This is a genomic window from Clostridium sp. HBUAS56017 (assembly GCF_007115085.1).
Taxonomy (GTDB): Bacteria; Bacillota; Clostridia; order Clostridiales; family Clostridiaceae; genus Clostridium; species Clostridium cibarium.
The window spans coordinates 12,846-31,608 of sequence record NZ_SULK01000004.1 but is presented as its reverse complement, the minus strand read 5'-3'; the positions used below and the strand labels follow the sequence as shown (position 1 = coordinate 31,608).

The following is an 18,763-nucleotide window of genomic DNA, read 5'->3' as shown; positions in this document are numbered from 1 at the left end:
GAATTAAGTGTTTTTGTTTTATGGTTTATCTGGGATTATTGTAATTAATAAACATGAACAATATAATGTTAATATAGAAATAAAGAGGAGTTTATGATGAAAAAACAGGATATAAAAATAAAAAATATTCCTGCTATCTTGTGGGGAGAGAATTCAGATAAGTTATTTATAGCGGTGCATGGTAATATGTCAAATAAGGCAGATGATGTTATTGTTATATTTGCAGAAGAGGCAGTAGAAAAAGGCTATCAGGTGCTTAGTTTTGATTTGCCTGAGCATGGTGACCGCAAGGATGAACCTTATCTTTGTAAAGTTCAAAACTGTGTTGAAGATCTTAATGTTATTATGAATTATGCAAAATCATTATCAAATAATATAAGTATATTTGCTTGTAGCATGGGAGCATATTTTAGTTTGTTAGCATATAATAATGAACCAATAAAGCAGTCTTTATTCCTTTCGCCTGTAGTAGATATGAAACGTATAATAAATAATATGATGACATGGTTTAATGTAAATGAAGAGCAATTAAAGGCTAAAAAGGAGATTTCAACACCTATTGGAGAAACATTATATTGGGATTATTACTGCTATGTAAAGGAACATCCTATAACTAATTGGAATAATGAAACGTCAATTCTATATGGATCAAAGGATAATTTGTGTGAATTAGATGTTGTATCAAAATTTGCAGAACAATTTAACTGTGGTTTAGAAGTATATGAACAGGGAGAGCATTATTTTCATACTGAAAAACAATTGATATTTTTTAAACAGTGGATCAAAAAGCGTATAATAAACAAATAAATATAATGCATATAAAAGTAAGGTGTATTAATGAATAAGGTTAGATCGTCAAATATTAATTGACTTTTTAGTAAAATAAAATTAAAATTTTACTAAAGATAAGAGAAATTAAGAGAAATATAGAATAATTGGAGGTTAAACATGGCAACGATCAAAGATATTGCTGAAAGAGCTGGGGTGTCAATTTCTACTGTTTCAAGAGTACTTAATTATGACCCAACTATATCAACAAGTAACGAAACTAAAAAGAAAATTTTTGAAATTGCATCAGAACTTTCTTATGATAAACATATTACTAAAAAGAAGAGCAACAATAGAGTTGCCATAGTTAAGTGGTACACAGAAGAAGAAGAGTTAAATGATTTGTATTATTTATCAATAAGACTTGGAATAGAAAAAAAGTGTAAAGAATTAAACTTTGGTGTTGCAATGTATACTCAAGATAATGTTTCTGAAATAAAGGATGAAAATATACAAAATATCATAGCTGTTGGAAAGTTTAGTAAAGATGAAATAGCTAGATTTGCTAGCGAGGATTCTAATGTTATTTTTGTTGATTATTCTCCAAATGAAAATATTTTTGACTCTGTTGTTACAAATTTTGAATTAGCAACAAAGAATGTAATTGATCATTATATTAAAAATGGGCATAAAAACATTGGATATATTGGTGGGACAGAGTTTTTTAAAGATAATAGTGATTATGTTGAAGATGTACGAGGAATAACCTTTAAAAACTATTTGAAAAAGCTTAAGCTATATAATGAAAAAAATATATACATAGGTAAATTTACTGTGGATGATGGATATAATCTAATGAAAAAAGCGATACTTGAATTAAAAGAAGAGTTGCCAACAGCTTTTTTTGTAGCAAATGATACTATGGCAATTGGGGCATTAAGAGCACTTACAGAACAGGCAGTAGAAGTGCCTAATAGAGTTAATATAATTGGTGCTAATGATATAAGTGTAGCTCAATATTTAAATCCGCCACTAAGTTCAGTAAAGGTATATACTGAAAATATGGGGGAAACTGCAGTAGAGCTATTAGTAGAGAGAATTAACGGAAGAACTATAGCTAAAAAGGTCAGCCTATCAACGGAGTTAGTTATTAGAAATAGTTCTTTTTAAAATAGACTTTAATATTGTATTGAATTTAAGGAAAGCCAATGGGCTTTCCTTAAATTTATAAGAAGAATGAATCATAAAATGGAGTATATTCTCAAAATATATATTCCTATATAGGCTATACTTGATACTACTGCGAAAATGATAATATTACGTGAGTAAGCTTTGATTCTTACTAAAAAACTATATCAATAACACACTTTTCCCTTGAAGAGGCTTCATTATTAAAATCTATTGTATATTTATAATTATTGGCGAAGACGATAGCATCGCTTAAATCTATCTTTAAAATGCAGGTGTTAATGTCATTTTCGTTTACGTGTTTATCATAAAAGGCACAGAAAACTTTTCTCAAATCTTCACGAATGTCTTTATTATTTTCATCTAGAGGATTCCCGATATTTTTCCCTATTCCGTGGGCAACAAAAAGATTATGGTTAAGAGCTACATAAGGATTTGACACAATTTCTTTCATTTTATTACTTAAAGCATATGTTGTGATATAGAAGGACTTATCTTTATAATAAGCATTGACCGTCCTTATATTGGCCTCTCCATTATTAACAGTAGCAAGTGGCATTGCAACATCATGACCATATAGTTCTTTCATAATATTAAGACTTTCTTCGAAATAATTCATTATATTTTTATCCTTTCAAACTCAAATATATATTGTATGACTTTATTGAATTATACAACATATATATGAATAAATACAAATATTTAACATAAGTTACCGCTTGAGTTATTAAATAAAAAATTTTAATCATTATTATATTAGAGAGGTCAATAATGGCTTTTTTATTTTTAGAAACTTTAGTAAAAAAGCAATAAAGTTTTAGTAAAAAATAATTGAAATTTTACTGAAATCGATTTATAATTGATATATAAATTATTTATTGGAGGGTGAAAGTTATGAACACTATAGACATGTTAAGAACCAAATTTGAAAGCGTTTTCGCAAAGAGCCCTGAAAGATTTTTCTTTGCGCCAGGTAGAATAAATCTTATTGGAGAACACACAGATTATAATGGAGGGCATGTATTTCCTTGTTCAATCACTTTAGGAACATATGCAGTAGCAAGTTTTAATAACAGCAACAAGTGCTCATTATATTCCATGAATTTTGATAGCCTAGGAGTTAGAGAAGTTAGTCTAGATGATTTAGATTACAAAAAAGAAGATAATTGGACAAACTATGTTAAAGGTATGATTCAAACTTTAGAAAAGAGTGGATATAAAATAGATAAAGGTATGGATATTTTATTTTATGGAGAAATACCAAATGGAGCTGGCCTTTCATCATCTGCTTCTATTGAACTTGTAACTGGAGTTTTACTAAAAAATATGTTTAATTTTGATGTTGATACTATAGACTTAATAAAAACAGGAAAAGCTGTGGAAAACAATTATATAGGTGTTAATAGTGGAATAATGGATCAATTTGCGATAGGAATGGGTAAAAAAGATTGTGCAATTTTACTTGATTGCAATACATTAGAATATTCATATGCACCAGTAAAGTTAGATGATTACAACATTATAATAATGAACACAAATAAGAGACGTGAACTTGCAGATTCAAAATATAATGAAAGAAGAGCAGAATGTGAAGAAGCTTTAGCGATTTTACAAAAGGAGCTTAAGATTAATGCTTTAGGAGAATTAGATGCTGAAACTTTTGAAAAATATAAATATCTAATAAAGGATGAAGTTATATTAAAGAGAGCTAAACATGCTGTTTATGAAAATATAAGAACAGTAAAAGCAACAGAAGAACTTAATAAAGGTAACTTAAAAGCATTTGGAGAACTTATTAATCAATCTCATATTTCATTAAAGAATGATTATGAAGTAACAGGAAAAGAACTAGATACTTTAGCTGAAACAGCGTGGAAGCAAGAAGGGATCCTTGGTGCAAGAATGACTGGAGCTGGTTTTGGTGGTTGCGCTATAGCTATAGTTAAAAAGGATTCTACAGATAAGTTTATAGAAAACTTATCAAATACTTACTTAAATGAAATAGGATATAAGGCAGATTTTTATATTGCAAATATTGGTGATGGCGCTAAGGAGGTAATTTAATGAGTGTTTTAGTTCTTGGGGGAGCTGGATATATAGGTTCCCATGCAACAAGCAAACTTATTGAAAATGGCTATGATGTTATAGTTATAGATAATCTTCAAACTGGACATAAAGATGCAATTGCAGAAGGTGCAAAGTTTTATGAAGGAGATATAAGAGATATTGAATTCTTAAGAGGAGTATTTTCAAAAGAAAAGATTGAAGGAGTAATGCATTTTGCAGCAAATTCCCTTGTTGGTGAATCAATGACTAATCCTATTAAATATTTTGATAATAATGTATATGGTACAGAAGTTTTGTTATCAGCTATGAATGAATTTAACGTTAAGTATATTGTATTTTCATCTACTGCAGCTACTTATGGAGAGCCAAAACAGATTCCAATAACTGAAGATGCAGAAACTTCTCCAACTAATGCTTATGGTGAATCTAAGTTAATGATGGAAAAGATGATGAAATGGTGTGATACAGCTTATGGAATAAAATATGTAGCTTTAAGATATTTCAATGTAGCAGGTGCTAAAGAAAGTGCAAAAATAGGAGAAGATCATACTCCAGAAACTCATTTAATTCCTTTAGTTTTGCAAGTACCTCTAGGAAAGAGAGAAGCTATTACTATTTATGGAGAGGATTATGACACTGAAGATGGAACATGTGTAAGAGATTATATTCATGTAGAAGATCTTGTAGATGCACATATTTTAGCTCTTAAATATCTAGTGAAAAATAATACAAGTAATGTATTTAACCTTGGAAGTAGTACTGGATTCTCAGTAAAAGAAATAATAGAAGTAGCTAGAAAAGTAACTGGACATCAAATACCAACAGTATTAGGTGAAAGAAGAGCAGGGGATCCAAGTAAATTAATTGCAGCATCTAAAAAAGCTAGAGAAATTTTAGGATGGGCTCCAAGTAAAACATCAGTTGAAAAGATAATTCAAGATGCTTGGAATTGGCATAAGAATAACCCAAATGGCTTTAACGATTAAGGAGGGATTACTATGGAACTACAAGATAAAATTCAATTGTTAGTTGCAAAAGCTATAAAAAGTGATTTAATTGAAAAACAAGATGAGATATATTGTACAAATCAAGTTATGGATTTATTTAATTTAAAAGATATAGAAAAGAAAACAATTGATTTAAGTGAAGAAACTATACCTGATATTTTAGATGAGTTAGTTGATTTTGCAACAGAAAATAATATAATTGAAGACTTATCAGATGAAAAAGATATATTAGCATCTAAAATTATGAATTGCTTTATGAGTAAGCCTTCGGAAGTTATAAGAAATTTTTATAAAAAGTATGATGAAAGCCCAGTTAAAGCAACAAATTATTTTTATGAATTAAGTAAAAATAATAACTATATTCAAACCAAGAGAATAGCAAAAAATATTAGCTATAAAGTTGGAACAGAATATGGAGATTTAGATATAACAATAAACCTTTCTAAGCCTGAAAAAAATCCAAAGGATATAGCAAAAGCAAAAGAAGTTAAAAGTACAAACTATCCAAAATGTTTGCTATGTGTTGAAAACGAAGGATATGTTGGAAGAATAAATCAACCTGCACGTTCAAACCATAGAATAATTCCTTTAGATTTGTTAGGTGAAGATTGGTACTTACAGTATTCTCCTTATTCTTATTACAATGAGCACTGCATAGTTCTATGTAAAGATCATAGAGATATGAAGATTAATAGAGATGCATTTGAAAGGTTACTTAGATTTATAGAAAAATTTCCACACTATTTTGTAGGTTCAAATGCAGATCTTCCTATAGTAGGAGGCTCCATATTAACCCATGATCACTACCAAGGTGGAGCTTATGAGTTCCCCATGGCAAAATCAGAAGATGATTTTTCATTTAAAGTAAATGGTTATGAGGATATAAGATTTTCAGTTGTAAAATGGCCTTTATCAGTAATGAGATTAAGAGGTGAAAATATAGGATCATTAGTAGAAGCATCAGATTATATTTTAAATAAGTGGAGAGGATACTCTGATGAAGAGAGTGGAGTGTTTGCATTTACAGAGGATATTCCTCATAATACAATAACTCCTATTGCAAGAAAAAGAGGAGATTTTTATGAGGTAGATTTAGTACTGCGTAACAATAGAACAAGTGAAGAACATCCACTAGGAATTTTCCATCCACATGAAGATGTACAACATATTAAAAAGGAAAACATCGGATTAATAGAAGTAATGGGACTTGCAGTTTTACCAGCTAGACTTAAAACTGAATTACAGGAAGTTAAGAAATATCTTCTAGGGGAAGAAAATTCAATAGCTGAATATCACATTAAGTGGGCTGATGAATTAAAAGAAAAATATAAAAATGAAATAACATTAGAAACTGTTCAAATTATTTTAGATAAAGAAGTAGGATATAAGTTCTTAAGAGTTCTTGAAGATGCTGGGGTATATAAAAGAAATGAAGAAGGAAAAGAAGGTCTTAAGAGATTTATTAATTACTTAAATACTGAAAAAGAGGTGTTATAGTGGGGATTAAAAGAGAGTTTTATGGAAAGACACCAGAAGGAAAAGACGTTGATATTTTTACTTTAAGTAATAAAGAGATGACAGTTAAAATATCAAACTTTGGAGGTGTAGTAATTTCTATAATAACACCTGATAGAAATGGGAAACTTGATGATATTGTATTAGGCTACGACAAACTGGAGGGTTATCTTAAAAATGAGCCTTATCTAGGGGCAATCGTAGGAAGACATGCAAATAGAATAGAAGGGGCAGCTTTTGAAATTAATGGTGAGATTTATAACCTAAGTAAAAATGAAGGAAACAATCATCACCATGGAGGATTTAAGGGATTTCACAAAGCTTTATGGGATGCAAATATAGTACAAAATGAAGATGATGAATACCTTGAACTTTCTTATCTAAGTAAAGATGGGGAAGAAGGATTTCCAGGAAACTTAAATGTTAAAGTTATATATAGGTTAACTGATGAAAATTCACTAGAGATAGATTATTTTGCAGTATCAGATAAAGATACAGTAGTGAATTTAACAAGCCATTCATATTTCAATTTGTCAGGTCATGCATCAGGAAGTATTCTAAAACATAAGATTATGATTAATGCAGATAAATTTACTGCAATAAATAATGAATGTGTTCCAACAGGTGAAATAAGAAGTGTGGAGGAAACTCCTTTAGATCTTAGAGAAGAGAAAGCTATTGAAGATGGAATATTTAGTGACTATGAACAAATAAAACTTGGAAACGGATATGATCATAATTGGGTTCTTAATGTAAGTGGGAAGACACCAGAAAAAGCAGCAGAACTTTTCGATGAAGCTAGTGGAAGAGCTATGGAAGTTTACACAACAAAACCAGGAATTCAATTATATACTGGAAACTTCCTTGATGAACATGAGAATTGCACAGATAATGCCATATACAGAAAGCACTCAGCATTAGCTTTAGAAACTCAATATTTTCCTAATGCCTTAAAGCATAAACATTTTCCATCACCTATATTAAAGGCTGGAGAGAAATATAAGCATACAACAGTTTATAAGTTTTTAACTAGGTAGGTTATATATTAACATGGGTTAGTACTTTTTAGTATTGCCCCATTTTCTTTTAGACAATCCGAAATATAAGAGGTAAAATTGTAATTGTTATTTATTGTTAAAGTTGATTAGAGAAAGGAAGTGTTTGTGCTATGAAAATAAAAATGAATATTGATAGTATTATTTTTGATTTAGATGGAACTCTTTGGAATGCCATAGAAGGAGTTTGTGGTGCATGGAAAACAATATTAGCAAATTACCCCAATGTAACAAAGGTAGTAACACCTAAAGATATGGAAGGATGCATGGGGCTTCAAATAAATGAAATAGGCAAAAAGTTGTTTCCAAATTTAGAGGAAGAATTTCAAATGAAGTTAATGAAAGAATGTTGTGAAACAGAACAAGTTTATTTAGGAGAACATGGTGGAATGTTGTATCCTAAGTTAGAGGAGACATTAAAAAAGTTATCAGAGAAATATAAGTTGTTTATAGTTAGCAATTGTCAAGACGGCTATATACAATGTTTCTTTAAAGCACATAAATTAAATAAATATTTTATTGATTTTGAATGTTCAGGAGTGACAGGACTATCTAAAGGAGAAAACAATAAAATTATAATAGAAAGAAATGGGTTAAAAAACCCAATTTATGTAGGGGATACTAATGGAGATGCAGAGTCAGCAAAAGTGGCGGAAATTCCATTTGTGTATGCAAGATATGGCTTTGGAAATGTTCAAGAATATGATTATGTTATTGATAATTTTGAAGAAATATTATATTTAGTAATGTAAGCTATAGATTAGTGAGAACAACATTGTTAAGAATAGCTACCATAATTTATTTATATGGCAATATTCTGAAGAATATTTATTCTAGTATGGTAATATTCTTCAGAATATGCTGGTAAAATGCTGCTTTGAGAGATAAAATCATTATTATTAGACAGGTGAGTGCTCTTTTTAATAACAGGTATTATTGAAAATAAGAATAACTTTTTATACCATGTCTTATTTTAAATTTAATTGTAACCATTTATCTAAAAAACTTATAGTTTCATTCCAGCAGTTAACATTTGCTTCTCCATAACTATCAATGTCATCTGGATATTTATTTGAAGGATATATAGATTGATAAGGAATTGTTAGCATGTGGCCTGATTTTTCATAAGAAATATGTTTATATTCATATTTAAAGTTAGATTTTTTTAGTAATTTTACAATTGTTTTGCAGTGAATTTTAGAAGGCCAAATTTTATCTTTTGAAGATGAAACCATTAAAATTGGTCCGTGTATTTTCTCTACTGGAATTGTAGCTTCGTTAATATTTCCTTTATCAATAAGTTTACTGTACATCCATGCTATTCCTTCTTTATCTCTTAACATCATTTTAATAAGTGTTTTAAGTAAAATAGAGAAAGTAAACTTTATATAAGGAATTTCATTTCCTTTATACATCCATGATGAATGTTTAGAAGGAAATTTATTAGTTTTTAAACCTTCATAAATATAACAGCTAGGTGTATTAGCAATAACACAACTTATGTCTTTAAACATAGATGCAGCAAGTAAAGCCATTTCACCGCCTTTGGATCTACCGTAAATTCCAATCTTATTTTTAATTACGGTATCTTGTTTTTTTAACCAATTTATTGCATTTTCAACACATTCAAGATTAATACAACTTAGACTAACATTGGTTCCTTCAAGAGCAAAGTAAGATAGAGCCAGCGCTGAATATCCATGCATTGCAAAAAGTTCAGCAATTGCTTGTGCCTTTTCGATTCTACCATCACTTCCGCTTAAAATAATTACTGCAGGCTTGGGTGTATTATCTTTTGTAGTAAAATATCTTGCTAAAAGGTTGTTTTCTATTATATCTACACTTCTAATATTTGAATCACAATAAATCCTTTTATGTTCTTTGGATACAATGACTACACCATTATTCTCTACTTGAAAGGTAATAGTGTAACTTCTGTTTTCACCTATATCACTTAATTTTGTAGGTACATTAGCTTTTATGTTTTTTTTCACACTCATGGAATAGAAAAGCCCCATGTTATTTATATTTTCATATGTTCCTTCAATGGGCTGAGCATTTTCTAAATCTATATTTCCATTTTCATCTGCTACAAAGGTTGCATAAGATTCCCATATTGATTTATCTCCTACATCAAATATGGAAGCATTTATACAATAATAGTCATTACTTAGAGCACGAATAGTCACTTTTTCATTTTTAAGAAGTCCGCTTAGTTTTATATTTACAGGTTCATCTGTTCTTGATACTTCTGGAAGAATACTTATTTTACAATTGTTTTTCATTAGGTTTTCCTCCTATATTAACGATTTCTTCATAGCCAGTCCAATTACTTCCATCGTAATTGGCTATTTTCTTTAGGGATTCCCATAAGGTTTTTAGTTCTTTTTCTTCAAAATTGGAAAAGATATTTTTAAGATACTTATCTCCGTTTTTATAATATTCTTTCATGATTTCTGAACATTCTGTTGTTATCTTGATATTTATGGCACGTTTATCTTTTTCGTTCTTTTCCAAAATAACATAGTTCTTTTTTTGCAAACTATCAATAATGTGTTTTACATTCTGTTTTGTACATCCCATCTTATCTGCTATGCGGCTGTATGATGCATTGTTTTCTGGTAAATGTAAAATCGTTAAAAGTACCATCCACTGTCGTACAGTTATTCTTTTGTCTAGCTTATCACCTTGTACTTGAATTTTATTTGACAAATAGAAAATCGTTGAAAAAATTTGCTGTATATAATATTTGTTCATTTTTGCATCTCCTTAGTTCAGAATAGTTAATATGTTGTCTATTTTTTTAATATACTACTTTTTTCCTTAAAAGTAAAATAAACATTTTTATTCAGCTTGGTTGCTTAGTAAAGAAAAAATTAAATAATGATACAATAATTGAGTATATGAATATAAACTCAGTTAATTAGAAAAACTACTACATGAGGTGATAAAGATGGTAGAGAATAAATCAAAAAAAAGGAGCCTTGATGAACCAACTAATACTGGCACAGCTAATGAAAGAGGATTAGATGGAGATATGCATAAACCAACAAAAGGCATTCCAAGAGCTGAAAAATAATAGTACTTAAGTAAGTTGAAATCATTATAAAAAAATTAACTAGTAGAAAAATTAAGCGTTAAGCATAAGGTTTTCTACTAGTTTTAATTTTATATATGATCTTTTATTTAAAAAAGTGTACATACATCTTCATAGTAATATTGTATATAATTGTGCTTGTATAGTATAATTTCTCTAATATATTGAGTTAAGTTGAAAATAAATAAAAGAGGTGAGAGAAGTATGAAGTTTGATTATAGTGGTCTAACTGGAGAAATTACAACAAGAGAAGATTTCAATTATGAAGAAGATAGAAAGTCGTGGAATAGGGCAATTCAAAAATATCCTTTAGTAATTGTTTTTTGTAAAAATAAAAAAGACATTATAAGTGCCATAGGATGGGCCAAGAAAAATTCTTTAGAAATAAGGATAAGATCAGGAAGACATCATTACGAAGGCTATTCAACAGGAAATGATGTAGTAGTTATAGATATAAGTAAGATGAATGAGATTATTGTAGATGAAGAAAAAAATATAGTAAGAATACAAGGTGGAGTTAGAAATAGAGAACTATATGAAGCTTTAGGAAGGAGAGAATATCCATTTCCAGGGGGAGGATGTCCAACTGTTGGAGTTTCAGGTTTGGTTCTAGGAGGTGGTTGGGGCTACTCAAGTAGATTATTTGGATTAGCAGCAGATAGTCTAACTGAAGCCGAAATGATTGATTATGAAGGGAAAATAATAGTTGCTACAGAAGACTGTAATAATGATCTTTTTTGGGCTCTTAGAGGAGCTGGTGGAGGAAACTTTGGGGTAATAACTAGCATGACATTTAAGCTTCCTAAAAAGATTAAAATGGCAACATTAATAGATATAGATTGTAGAAATACAAAGTTTCACGAAATTATAAAAGGATTTAAGAAGTGGCAAAAACTTTATAAAGACTTAGATAGAAGAATAAATTTAAAAATGGGTATTTACAATTCAAAAGAAAAAGGCCATGGACTTCGTATCACAGGAATATTTTATGGTAGTAGGGAAGAAGCAGATTTGATTTTACAATCCTTTAAAGGTATTTCTAAAAATGAAATTTATGATTTGAATTATACGACTGTATTAGAAGTAAACAGAATAATTCAAGATAGTCATCCACCTTACGAAAAGTATAAATCTTCAGGAAGATTTGTGTATGATGATTATTCTGAAGCTGACATGAAAAATATCATAAATCTAGTAAAGGATAGAGCAGAAGGATCAACATATACAGCTGTATCACTATATGGATTAGGTGGAGCAGTTAAGGATAGGGGGAAGAGGGATACAGCATTTTATTATAGAGATGCGAAATTCATAATGGGTTTCCAATCAGTATGGGAAGATCCTAAGTATGCCTTAGAAAATGTGGAATTTGTGAAAGAAAAGGTAAAATACATAAAAGAAATTACAAAAGGATCATATATTAATTTCCCATGTGCAGAATTAGAAGAGTATGAAAAAGAATATTATGGTGGAAATTTAGAAAAATTAAAAGAGATAAAAAGGAAATATGATCCACAACAAATCATTAAGTTTCCACAATCTATAACAGTTAAATAAAAAATTGATTAATGGATGTGAAGTGGACGCAGTAAATGTAATAATTGTCTCGGTATAATTGCTAGTATATTCCTCTGGTGCTATAATTGTAGAAGTATTTTCGTATATTAACAATAAGTACAAGGGGGATTAATTATATGAAAAGTAAAAATTTAAGAATAATAAAACTAATTCAGACATCTATACTTGCAGCGTTATGTTTTGTTTCATTTACATTTCTTCAAATAAAAATTCCTATGCCAGGTGGAGACGCAGTTTCAATACATATAGGAAATGCATTTTGTGTATTAGCTGCTTTGCTTCTTGGTGGGTGGTATGGAGGTTTTGCTGGGGCTATTGGAATGACAATATCTGATGTACTTGATCCAGTATATATTTTAGGTGCACCAAAAACTTTTATATTAAAATTATTAATTGGATTAATAACAGGATTAGTTGCACATAAATTTGCTAAAATAGATAGAAGTAATGATAAAAAATATATATTTAAATGGACCGTTATTTCAGCAATTTGTGGATTAGCATTTAATGTTGTTTTCGATCCACTTGTAGGGTATTTTTATAAACAATATATATTAGGACAACCGCAACAGATGGCTGCAGTTTTAGCAAAGGTAAGTGTTGTTGCAACTTTTATTAATGCAGTAGTGTCAGTAATACTAGTAAGTTTTCTTTATAATGTTTTAAGACCAATATTAAAAAGGGCAGGATTATTACTGCCTGTGGGAAAATAGAGTAAATATGATTTCAAATAAGTAATCCAAGGGAAATATCCCTTGGATTACTTATTATTCTTTTCTTTTTTAGATTTTCCTTTAGCTTTTTCATTTTGATTTCCAGTTCCAGTTTCATTTACTTGCTGAACAGGTTCAGTAGGTTGCGGACCTTGGCTTATAACTAAGTTAATTTTTCCATTATGCTCGTAAGGAGAATCAGCTAAAGGAGATTGATTAATAACTGAGCCTTTAGGAACAGTATTACTATATTCATTTGCAATATTACCAATTAAAAAACCATTACCTAATATAATGTTTTGAGCATTGTCTAGAGACTGACCAATAAGCGAAGGAACAGCTTTATTTTCTTCTAATGAAGTAGCTGTTTCCGCTTGATTTTCTTTTTCTTGATTAGATATAGTTTCAGTGGAGGGAGTTTCTTTTGTTTCTTTGGAAAGATAAATTCCTACAAAAGAAACAATTAAGGTTAAGGCGATCGATCCAGTAACTAACATTATTTTATTAAAAAATATAGGCCTTTTTTTCAATGAATTTTTATCTATAACAACTGTAGAATTATATCTACTATGTGAGATTAATGTATGTGAATTGCTAATTTCAATTGTTGGACTATCTATTAACTTTTCACCAAAGTTCACTTCTAAATCAGGATTGTTTCTAATAGAATTTAAAATTTCAGCAAATTCCCCTGCTGTTTGAAATCTATCAATAGGATTTTTTTCTAATGCTTTTAAAATAACTGCATTTATATTTTTAGGTAAATAATTAACTATATTTTTAGGTGGAGTAACAGGATTATTAATGTGCATCATAGCTACAGCTATAGAAGTATCTCCTGAAAAGGGAACTTGTCCTGTTACCATTTTGTATAAAACAGAACCTAATGCATATATATCTGTTCTAGAATCTATAAAATTACCCTTAGCTTGCTCTGGAGAAAAATAATGTACGGACCCCACAATATTATCAGAATTTGTTATAGTCATAGAGTTTGCTACTTTAGCAATGCCAAAGTCTGTAAGTTTTGCTGTGTTATCTTCTGTAATTAAAATATTGTCAGGTTTAATGTCTCGATGAATAATTTTATTACTATGAGCAAAATCAAGTGCTTCAGCAATTTGTGAAGCTATATCTAAAGCTTTTGATGTGCTTAATTTATTGTTCTCTCTTATTATTTTATCTAGAGATTTTCCGTTAATATACTCCATAACCAAGAAGTTAATGTTGTTTTCTGATCCAATATCATAAATGCCAACTATGTTTGGATGTGATAAGCTAGCAATTGAATGTGCTTCTTTCTTAAATCTAGCTATGATTTCAACTTGATTATTTAAGTATGGTTTTAATACCTTAATAGCTACATATCTATTTAAGGTATTGCATTTTGCTTTGTAAACAATTCCCATACCACCTTCCCCAATTTTCTCTATTAATTCATATCTGTTTAAAAGTAATGTCCCTATCATTGTATGCCTCCTAGAATAAACAGTAATATGTGAATTATAACATATGTAATTAATTACACTAAACTAGTAAAGTTTTCCTTGGAATGTGAGGACATTTAAGGGAATGATCATATTATAAATTATATAATTATTTTAAGGGATGAAAATCATGTACCCATTGGGAGATAAGGATAATGATAAATTATATGATTGTGATAATAATCAGTGTAAAAGAATTAGAGTTTTAGGAAGAGGTTTAGTAAATGTAAAACCAGATGCAGCAGAAGTAGCGATTGGTGTAATAATTCAAAATCAAGATGTGCAATTAGCTCAGATAGAAAATGCTAGGATAATAGAGCAAGTTATAAACAATATAAAGAGAATAGGAGTTCAGCCAGAAAATATACAAACTCAAAATTATAATATTAGGCCTATTTATGATTATGTGGATGGAAAACAGATTTTTAGAGGTTATGAAGTAAGCAATAATATAAATGTGCTTATTAGAAATATTAATTATGTAGGAGAAATAATCGATGCTGCAGTAAGAAGCGGAGCCAATAGCGTAAGTGGAATCAATTTTATTGTTTTAGATGAGGAAAAATATTATTATGAAGCCCTTTCTATTGCTGTTCAGGATGCTCAAAGTAAGGCTGTTGTTATAGCTAAAAAACTTGGAGTAAAACTTGATATCATACCAGTGCAAGTAAATGAGATGGATACAGGAACAACTGCCCCATTACAAATGATGACTTTTAAATCCGTTGGGGAAGGTACACCTATTGAACCAGGGGAAAATAAGGTGAAGGCTGAAGTTGAGGCCATATTTATATATAACTAATGAACTATGATGTATGGAGAACAATGAACAGTTTAATTCTTATTAAAACTATAGTAATAAAAAACTATAGTTTTTTTATTACTAAAATAAGACGACAAAATATAAAAAAATTTTCAAGAAGTCCTCAATATAAATACACATGTCCTTGCCAAAAGGAAAATTACAGTGTATAATTTACAAGTAACGACAGTGCTTATATATTAAATTACTTAGTATAGTATTTTGATACAAAAGAATTATCAGAAATTATTAAAAATTATTAATTTATTATTAGGAAAAATAATTAAACACTGATTGTTTGCAAAAATGCCAGTAAGTCAATTAAAAGAAATAAAGGGGGCTTTAAACGTGAAAAGAAAAATATCTATGCTTTTAGCACTGGCTATGTCAACAGTATTAGTGCTTGGTGGTTGTTCTTCTAAGCCAGATTCTAATACATATGTTGAAAGTGATGTTATAAAAATTGGGGTGTTTGAACCAATGACAGGATCTAGTGCAGCTGGAGGAGAGCTTGAAGTAGAAGGGGTAAAACTAGCAAACAAGCTTTATCCAACAGTGCTTGGTAAAAAGATCGAATTAGTTTATGCAGATAACAAGTCGGACAAAGTTGAAGCAGCAAGTGCAGCTTCAAATCTTATAGAACAAGAAAAAGTTAATGCTGTTATAGGGAGTTGGGGAAGTGGAAATTCCATGGCAGCAGGAGATGCACTAATGGAAGCTAAGATTCCTGCAGTTGCAGCTACTGCAACAAATCCTTTAGTAACAGCAGGTAATGATTTCTATTTTAGAGTATGCTTTATAGATCCTTTTCAAGGAAAAGTTGCTGCAAGATATGTAGCTAATACGCTAAAAGCTAAAAAAGTAGCTCTTTTAACAGAAGTTTCTAGTGATTACTCAGTTGGTATTTGTAAATTCTTTAGTGATGAATTTACAAAGATTACAGGGGATAAAGATGCTATTATAGCAAAATCTAACTATAATACAGGAGATCAGGATTTTTCAGCTCAGCTTACAAATATAAAGAGTAAGAATCCAGATGTAATATACGCTCCTGGGAACTTTACAGAAGGTGCACTTATAGTAAAGCAAGCTAGACAACTTGGAATAACTACTCCAATACTAGGGGGGGATACTTGGGAAGCGCCAGAATTCATAGATATAGGACAAGATGCTGTAGAGGGTACAGTTCTTTCAACTTTCTTTGCTAGTGAAGCTCCTATAACTGAGGAATCTAAAATTTTCCTAGATGCATATAGAAAAGAATATAATAAGGAACCAGCAGCAGCTACAGCTTTAGCATATGATTCGTATTTAGTTATATTAGATGCTATAAAAAGAGCCAACTCAGCTGACCCAGTGAAAATAAGGGATGAATTGGCAAAAACTAAAGACTTCCCTGGAGCAGCTGGAAAAATTACAATTGATGAAAATAATAATGCGGTAAAAGATGCAGTTTTAAAAGTAGTTAAAGATGGTAAGTTTACTTATCTTGATACAGTTAAAGCAGAAGATTAGAAGATTGGGGGGAAAGATATGGCATTAGACACATTTATGCAACATTTGGCAAATGGTATTTCTTTAGGAAGTTTATATGCTCTTATAGCAATTGGTTATACTATGGTTTATGGAATTTTAAAACTTATAAATTTTGCTCATGGAGATATATTTATGATGGCAGCTTACTTTGCATTTTTTGGAGTAGCTACATTTAATCTTCCTTGGTATTTTGCTTTTATTATAGCTATTGTATTAACAGGAATACTTGGAATGACGATAGAGTTTACAGCTTATAGACCACTTAGAAGTGCACCAAAGATATCTATTTTAATATCAGCTATAGGTGTATCATTTTTACTAGAAAATTTAGCGGTTGTTTTATTTGGAGGAAGACCAAAGGCTTTTCCAACTCCAAGTATATTTACAGATGTAGTGGTTATTGGTGGGGTTTCTATTCAAAATCTTACTTTTATAATTCCTATAGTAACGATAGTAATATTATTTGCTTTATTACACTTAGTTAATAAGACTAATGTGGGAATGGCTATGAGAGCAGTTTCCAAAGATGTTGAAACAGCAAAGCTTATGGGGATAAAGGTAAATAGAATTATATCTTTTACTTTTGCAATAGGTTCAATGCTAGCTGCAGTAGGAGCTATGATGTGGTCAGCTAAATATCCTCAAATAGTTGCCCTTATGGGGATGATTCCAGGCCTTAAGTGCTTTATAGCTGCTGTAATAGGTGGAATTGGAGATATTAAAGGTGCAGTTATTGGTGGATTTATTCTAGGAATTGGTGAAATTATGTTAGTTGCTTTTCTTCCAGGATTAACTGGATATAGAGATGCGTTTGCTTTCGTACTTTTAATAGTAATACTACTATTTAAGCCAACAGGAATAATGGGCAAAAATTTAACAGAGAAGGTGTAAATATGAAGAAGAGAAATAATTATTTAAATATAGCTCTTATTGCACTTATATTTTTACTCTTATTTGCTGCAAATAATAGCTTGGACTCATATAAAATTAGAATTTTAAACCTATGCGCAGTATATGCAGTACTTGGTCTTAGTATGAATCTAATAAATGGATTTACGGGTTTGTTTTCACTTGGGCATGCTGGTTTTATAGCTGTAGGTGCTTATACGACAGCTCTTTTAACCATGACAGAAAAGGTAAAAACACAGAACTTTTTTATGGAATCATTAATTTCTCCATTAAATAGTTTTCAAATACCATTTCCGGTAGCACTTCTTGTGGCAGGTCTTATTTCAGCATTTATAGCCTTTTTGATAGGAGCACCTGCATTAAGACTTAAAGGAGATTATTTGGCTATTGCTACTTTAGGATTTGCAGAAATTATAAGAATAATTTTAAATAATGCTCAAGGGTTAACTAATGGAGCTTTAGGATTAAGAGGGATTCCTCGTACTACTAATCTTTATTGGAGCTTTGGAATAGCAATTTTAACTATAATAATATTAGTTTCACTTATAAATAGTTCATATGGACGAGCTTTAAAGGCCATAAGAGAAGACGAAATTGCAGCAGAAAGTATGGGAATTAGTCTATTTAAACATAAAACATTAGCGTTTGTTACAGGAGCTTTTTTTGCTGGAGTAGGTGGAGGACTTCTAGGAAATCTAATGGGGACAATAGATCCTAATATGTTCAAATTTGTTCTTACATTCAACATACTTCTTATAATAGTTATCGGTGGTATGGGAAGTATTACTGGAACAATAATCTCAGCTTTTGTTGTAACTATTTTAGGAGAAGCATTAAGATTTTTAGATATGGAAAAGCAATTTGATTTTGGATTATTTAGTTTTACTGGAATACCAGGACTTAGAATGGTTATCTTTTCTATATTACTAATGGTTATAGTATTATTCTTTAGAAATGGACTTATGGGAACAAAAGAATTCACATGGAAATCATTATTTAAATATACAAGCGATAAACCTTTAGGAAGGAAGGGGGAATAGA

At 30.0% G+C, this 18,763-nt stretch carries 18 protein-coding genes; 14 read left to right on the top strand and 4 right to left on the bottom strand.

The genetic code is table 11. The annotated features are described in order from the left end of the window. The first annotated feature begins 96 nt into the window (after nucleotides 1-96). Nucleotides 97-807, top strand: a complete 711-nt coding sequence (locus FAY47_RS05325) for an alpha/beta hydrolase (protein ID WP_143315409.1) — start codon at nucleotides 97-99, stop codon at nucleotides 805-807. A 141-nt stretch (nucleotides 808-948) separates the two neighbouring features. Continuing rightward, the gene (locus FAY47_RS05320) at nucleotides 949-1,938 is read left to right on the top strand and encodes a LacI family DNA-binding transcriptional regulator (protein WP_143315408.1); all 990 of its coding nucleotides are present in this window, start codon (nucleotides 949-951) and stop codon (nucleotides 1,936-1,938) included. A gap of 172 nt (nucleotides 1,939-2,110) precedes the next feature. On the opposite strand, the gene FAY47_RS05315 is transcribed toward FAY47_RS05320, so the two are convergent. Next, on the bottom strand, nucleotides 2,111-2,575 hold the full coding sequence (locus tag FAY47_RS05315) for a pyridoxamine 5'-phosphate oxidase family protein (RefSeq protein WP_143315407.1): 465 nt from the start codon (nucleotides 2,573-2,575) through the stop codon (nucleotides 2,111-2,113). Nucleotides 2,576-2,850: 275 nt separating this feature from the next. Between FAY47_RS05315 and FAY47_RS05310 the strand changes: the two genes are divergently transcribed. From FAY47_RS05310 to FAY47_RS05290, 5 genes are all read left to right on the top strand, one after another. Next, entirely contained in the window at nucleotides 2,851-4,020 is a 1,170-nt protein-coding gene (locus FAY47_RS05310; RefSeq protein WP_207706221.1) for a galactokinase, read from the top strand. Further along, nucleotides 4,020-5,009, top strand: a complete 990-nt coding sequence (gene galE / locus FAY47_RS05305) for a UDP-glucose 4-epimerase GalE (RefSeq protein WP_143315406.1) — start codon at nucleotides 4,020-4,022, stop codon at nucleotides 5,007-5,009. The genes FAY47_RS05310 and galE overlap by 1 nt, the downstream gene beginning before the upstream one ends. Nucleotides 5,010-5,021: 12 nt before the next feature. Then, on the top strand, nucleotides 5,022-6,527 hold the full coding sequence (gene galT / locus FAY47_RS05300) for a UDP-glucose--hexose-1-phosphate uridylyltransferase (protein WP_143315405.1): 1,506 nt from the start codon (nucleotides 5,022-5,024) through the stop codon (nucleotides 6,525-6,527). Beyond that, complete coding sequence (locus FAY47_RS05295) at nucleotides 6,527-7,582, top strand: aldose epimerase family protein (RefSeq protein ID WP_185966732.1); 1,056 nt, start codon at nucleotides 6,527-6,529, stop codon at nucleotides 7,580-7,582. Before galT ends, FAY47_RS05295 begins: the two co-directional genes overlap by 1 nt. Before the next feature lie 143 nt (nucleotides 7,583-7,725). After that, nucleotides 7,726-8,352, top strand: a complete 627-nt coding sequence (locus FAY47_RS05290) for an HAD family hydrolase (RefSeq protein WP_143315730.1) — start codon at nucleotides 7,726-7,728, stop codon at nucleotides 8,350-8,352. 216 nt (nucleotides 8,353-8,568) lie between these two features. Here FAY47_RS05290 and FAY47_RS05285 read toward each other — a convergent pair whose 3' ends face one another. Next, a complete protein-coding gene (locus FAY47_RS05285) occupies nucleotides 8,569-9,885 on the bottom strand; it encodes an acyl-CoA thioester hydrolase/BAAT C-terminal domain-containing protein (protein ID WP_143315404.1) in 1,317 nt (438 codons plus the stop codon). Then, nucleotides 9,869-10,357: a MarR family winged helix-turn-helix transcriptional regulator gene (locus FAY47_RS05280; protein ID WP_143315403.1), complete on the bottom strand. Its 489-nt coding sequence runs from the start codon at nucleotides 10,355-10,357 to the stop codon at nucleotides 9,869-9,871. The genes FAY47_RS05285 and FAY47_RS05280 overlap by 17 nt, the downstream gene beginning before the upstream one ends. A gap of 196 nt (nucleotides 10,358-10,553) precedes the next feature. Between FAY47_RS05280 and FAY47_RS21135 the strand changes: the two genes are divergently transcribed. From FAY47_RS21135 to FAY47_RS05270, 3 genes are all read left to right on the top strand, one after another. Next, nucleotides 10,554-10,679: a hypothetical protein gene (locus FAY47_RS21135; protein WP_279232035.1), complete on the top strand. Its 126-nt coding sequence runs from the start codon at nucleotides 10,554-10,556 to the stop codon at nucleotides 10,677-10,679. A 222-nt stretch (nucleotides 10,680-10,901) separates the two neighbouring features. Continuing rightward, nucleotides 10,902-12,254, top strand: a complete 1,353-nt coding sequence (locus FAY47_RS05275; RefSeq protein WP_143315402.1) for an FAD-dependent oxidoreductase — start codon at nucleotides 10,902-10,904, stop codon at nucleotides 12,252-12,254. 137 nt (nucleotides 12,255-12,391) lie between these two features. Beyond that, nucleotides 12,392-12,988 carry an ECF transporter S component gene (locus tag FAY47_RS05270; protein WP_143315401.1) on the top strand — a complete coding sequence of 199 codons (597 nt, stop codon included), beginning with the start codon at nucleotides 12,392-12,394 and terminating at the stop codon, nucleotides 12,986-12,988. 47 nt (nucleotides 12,989-13,035) lie between these two features. On the opposite strand, the gene pknB is transcribed toward FAY47_RS05270, so the two are convergent. Further along, nucleotides 13,036-14,457, bottom strand: coding sequence for a Stk1 family PASTA domain-containing Ser/Thr kinase (gene pknB / locus FAY47_RS05265; protein ID WP_143315400.1), 1,422 nt, complete (start codon nucleotides 14,455-14,457; stop codon nucleotides 13,036-13,038). A gap of 148 nt (nucleotides 14,458-14,605) precedes the next feature. On the opposite strand from pknB, the gene FAY47_RS05260 reads away from it, so the two are divergent. The 4 genes from FAY47_RS05260 (at nucleotide 14,606) to FAY47_RS05245 (ending at nucleotide 18,762) form a co-directional block, all read left to right on the top strand. Then, entirely contained in the window at nucleotides 14,606-15,277 is a 672-nt protein-coding gene (locus FAY47_RS05260; protein ID WP_143315399.1) for an SIMPL domain-containing protein, read from the top strand. Nucleotides 15,278-15,625: 348 nt separating this feature from the next. Then, a complete protein-coding gene (locus tag FAY47_RS05255) occupies nucleotides 15,626-16,792 on the top strand; it encodes an ABC transporter substrate-binding protein (protein WP_143315398.1) in 1,167 nt (388 codons plus the stop codon). An 18-nt stretch (nucleotides 16,793-16,810) separates the two neighbouring features. Beyond that, the gene (locus FAY47_RS05250) at nucleotides 16,811-17,704 is read left to right on the top strand and encodes a branched-chain amino acid ABC transporter permease (protein ID WP_143315397.1); all 894 of its coding nucleotides are present in this window, start codon (nucleotides 16,811-16,813) and stop codon (nucleotides 17,702-17,704) included. A 2-nt stretch (nucleotides 17,705-17,706) separates the two neighbouring features. Further along, on the top strand, nucleotides 17,707-18,762 hold the full coding sequence (locus FAY47_RS05245) for a branched-chain amino acid ABC transporter permease (RefSeq protein WP_143315396.1): 1,056 nt from the start codon (nucleotides 17,707-17,709) through the stop codon (nucleotides 18,760-18,762). Nucleotide 18,763 lies beyond the last annotated feature (1 nt).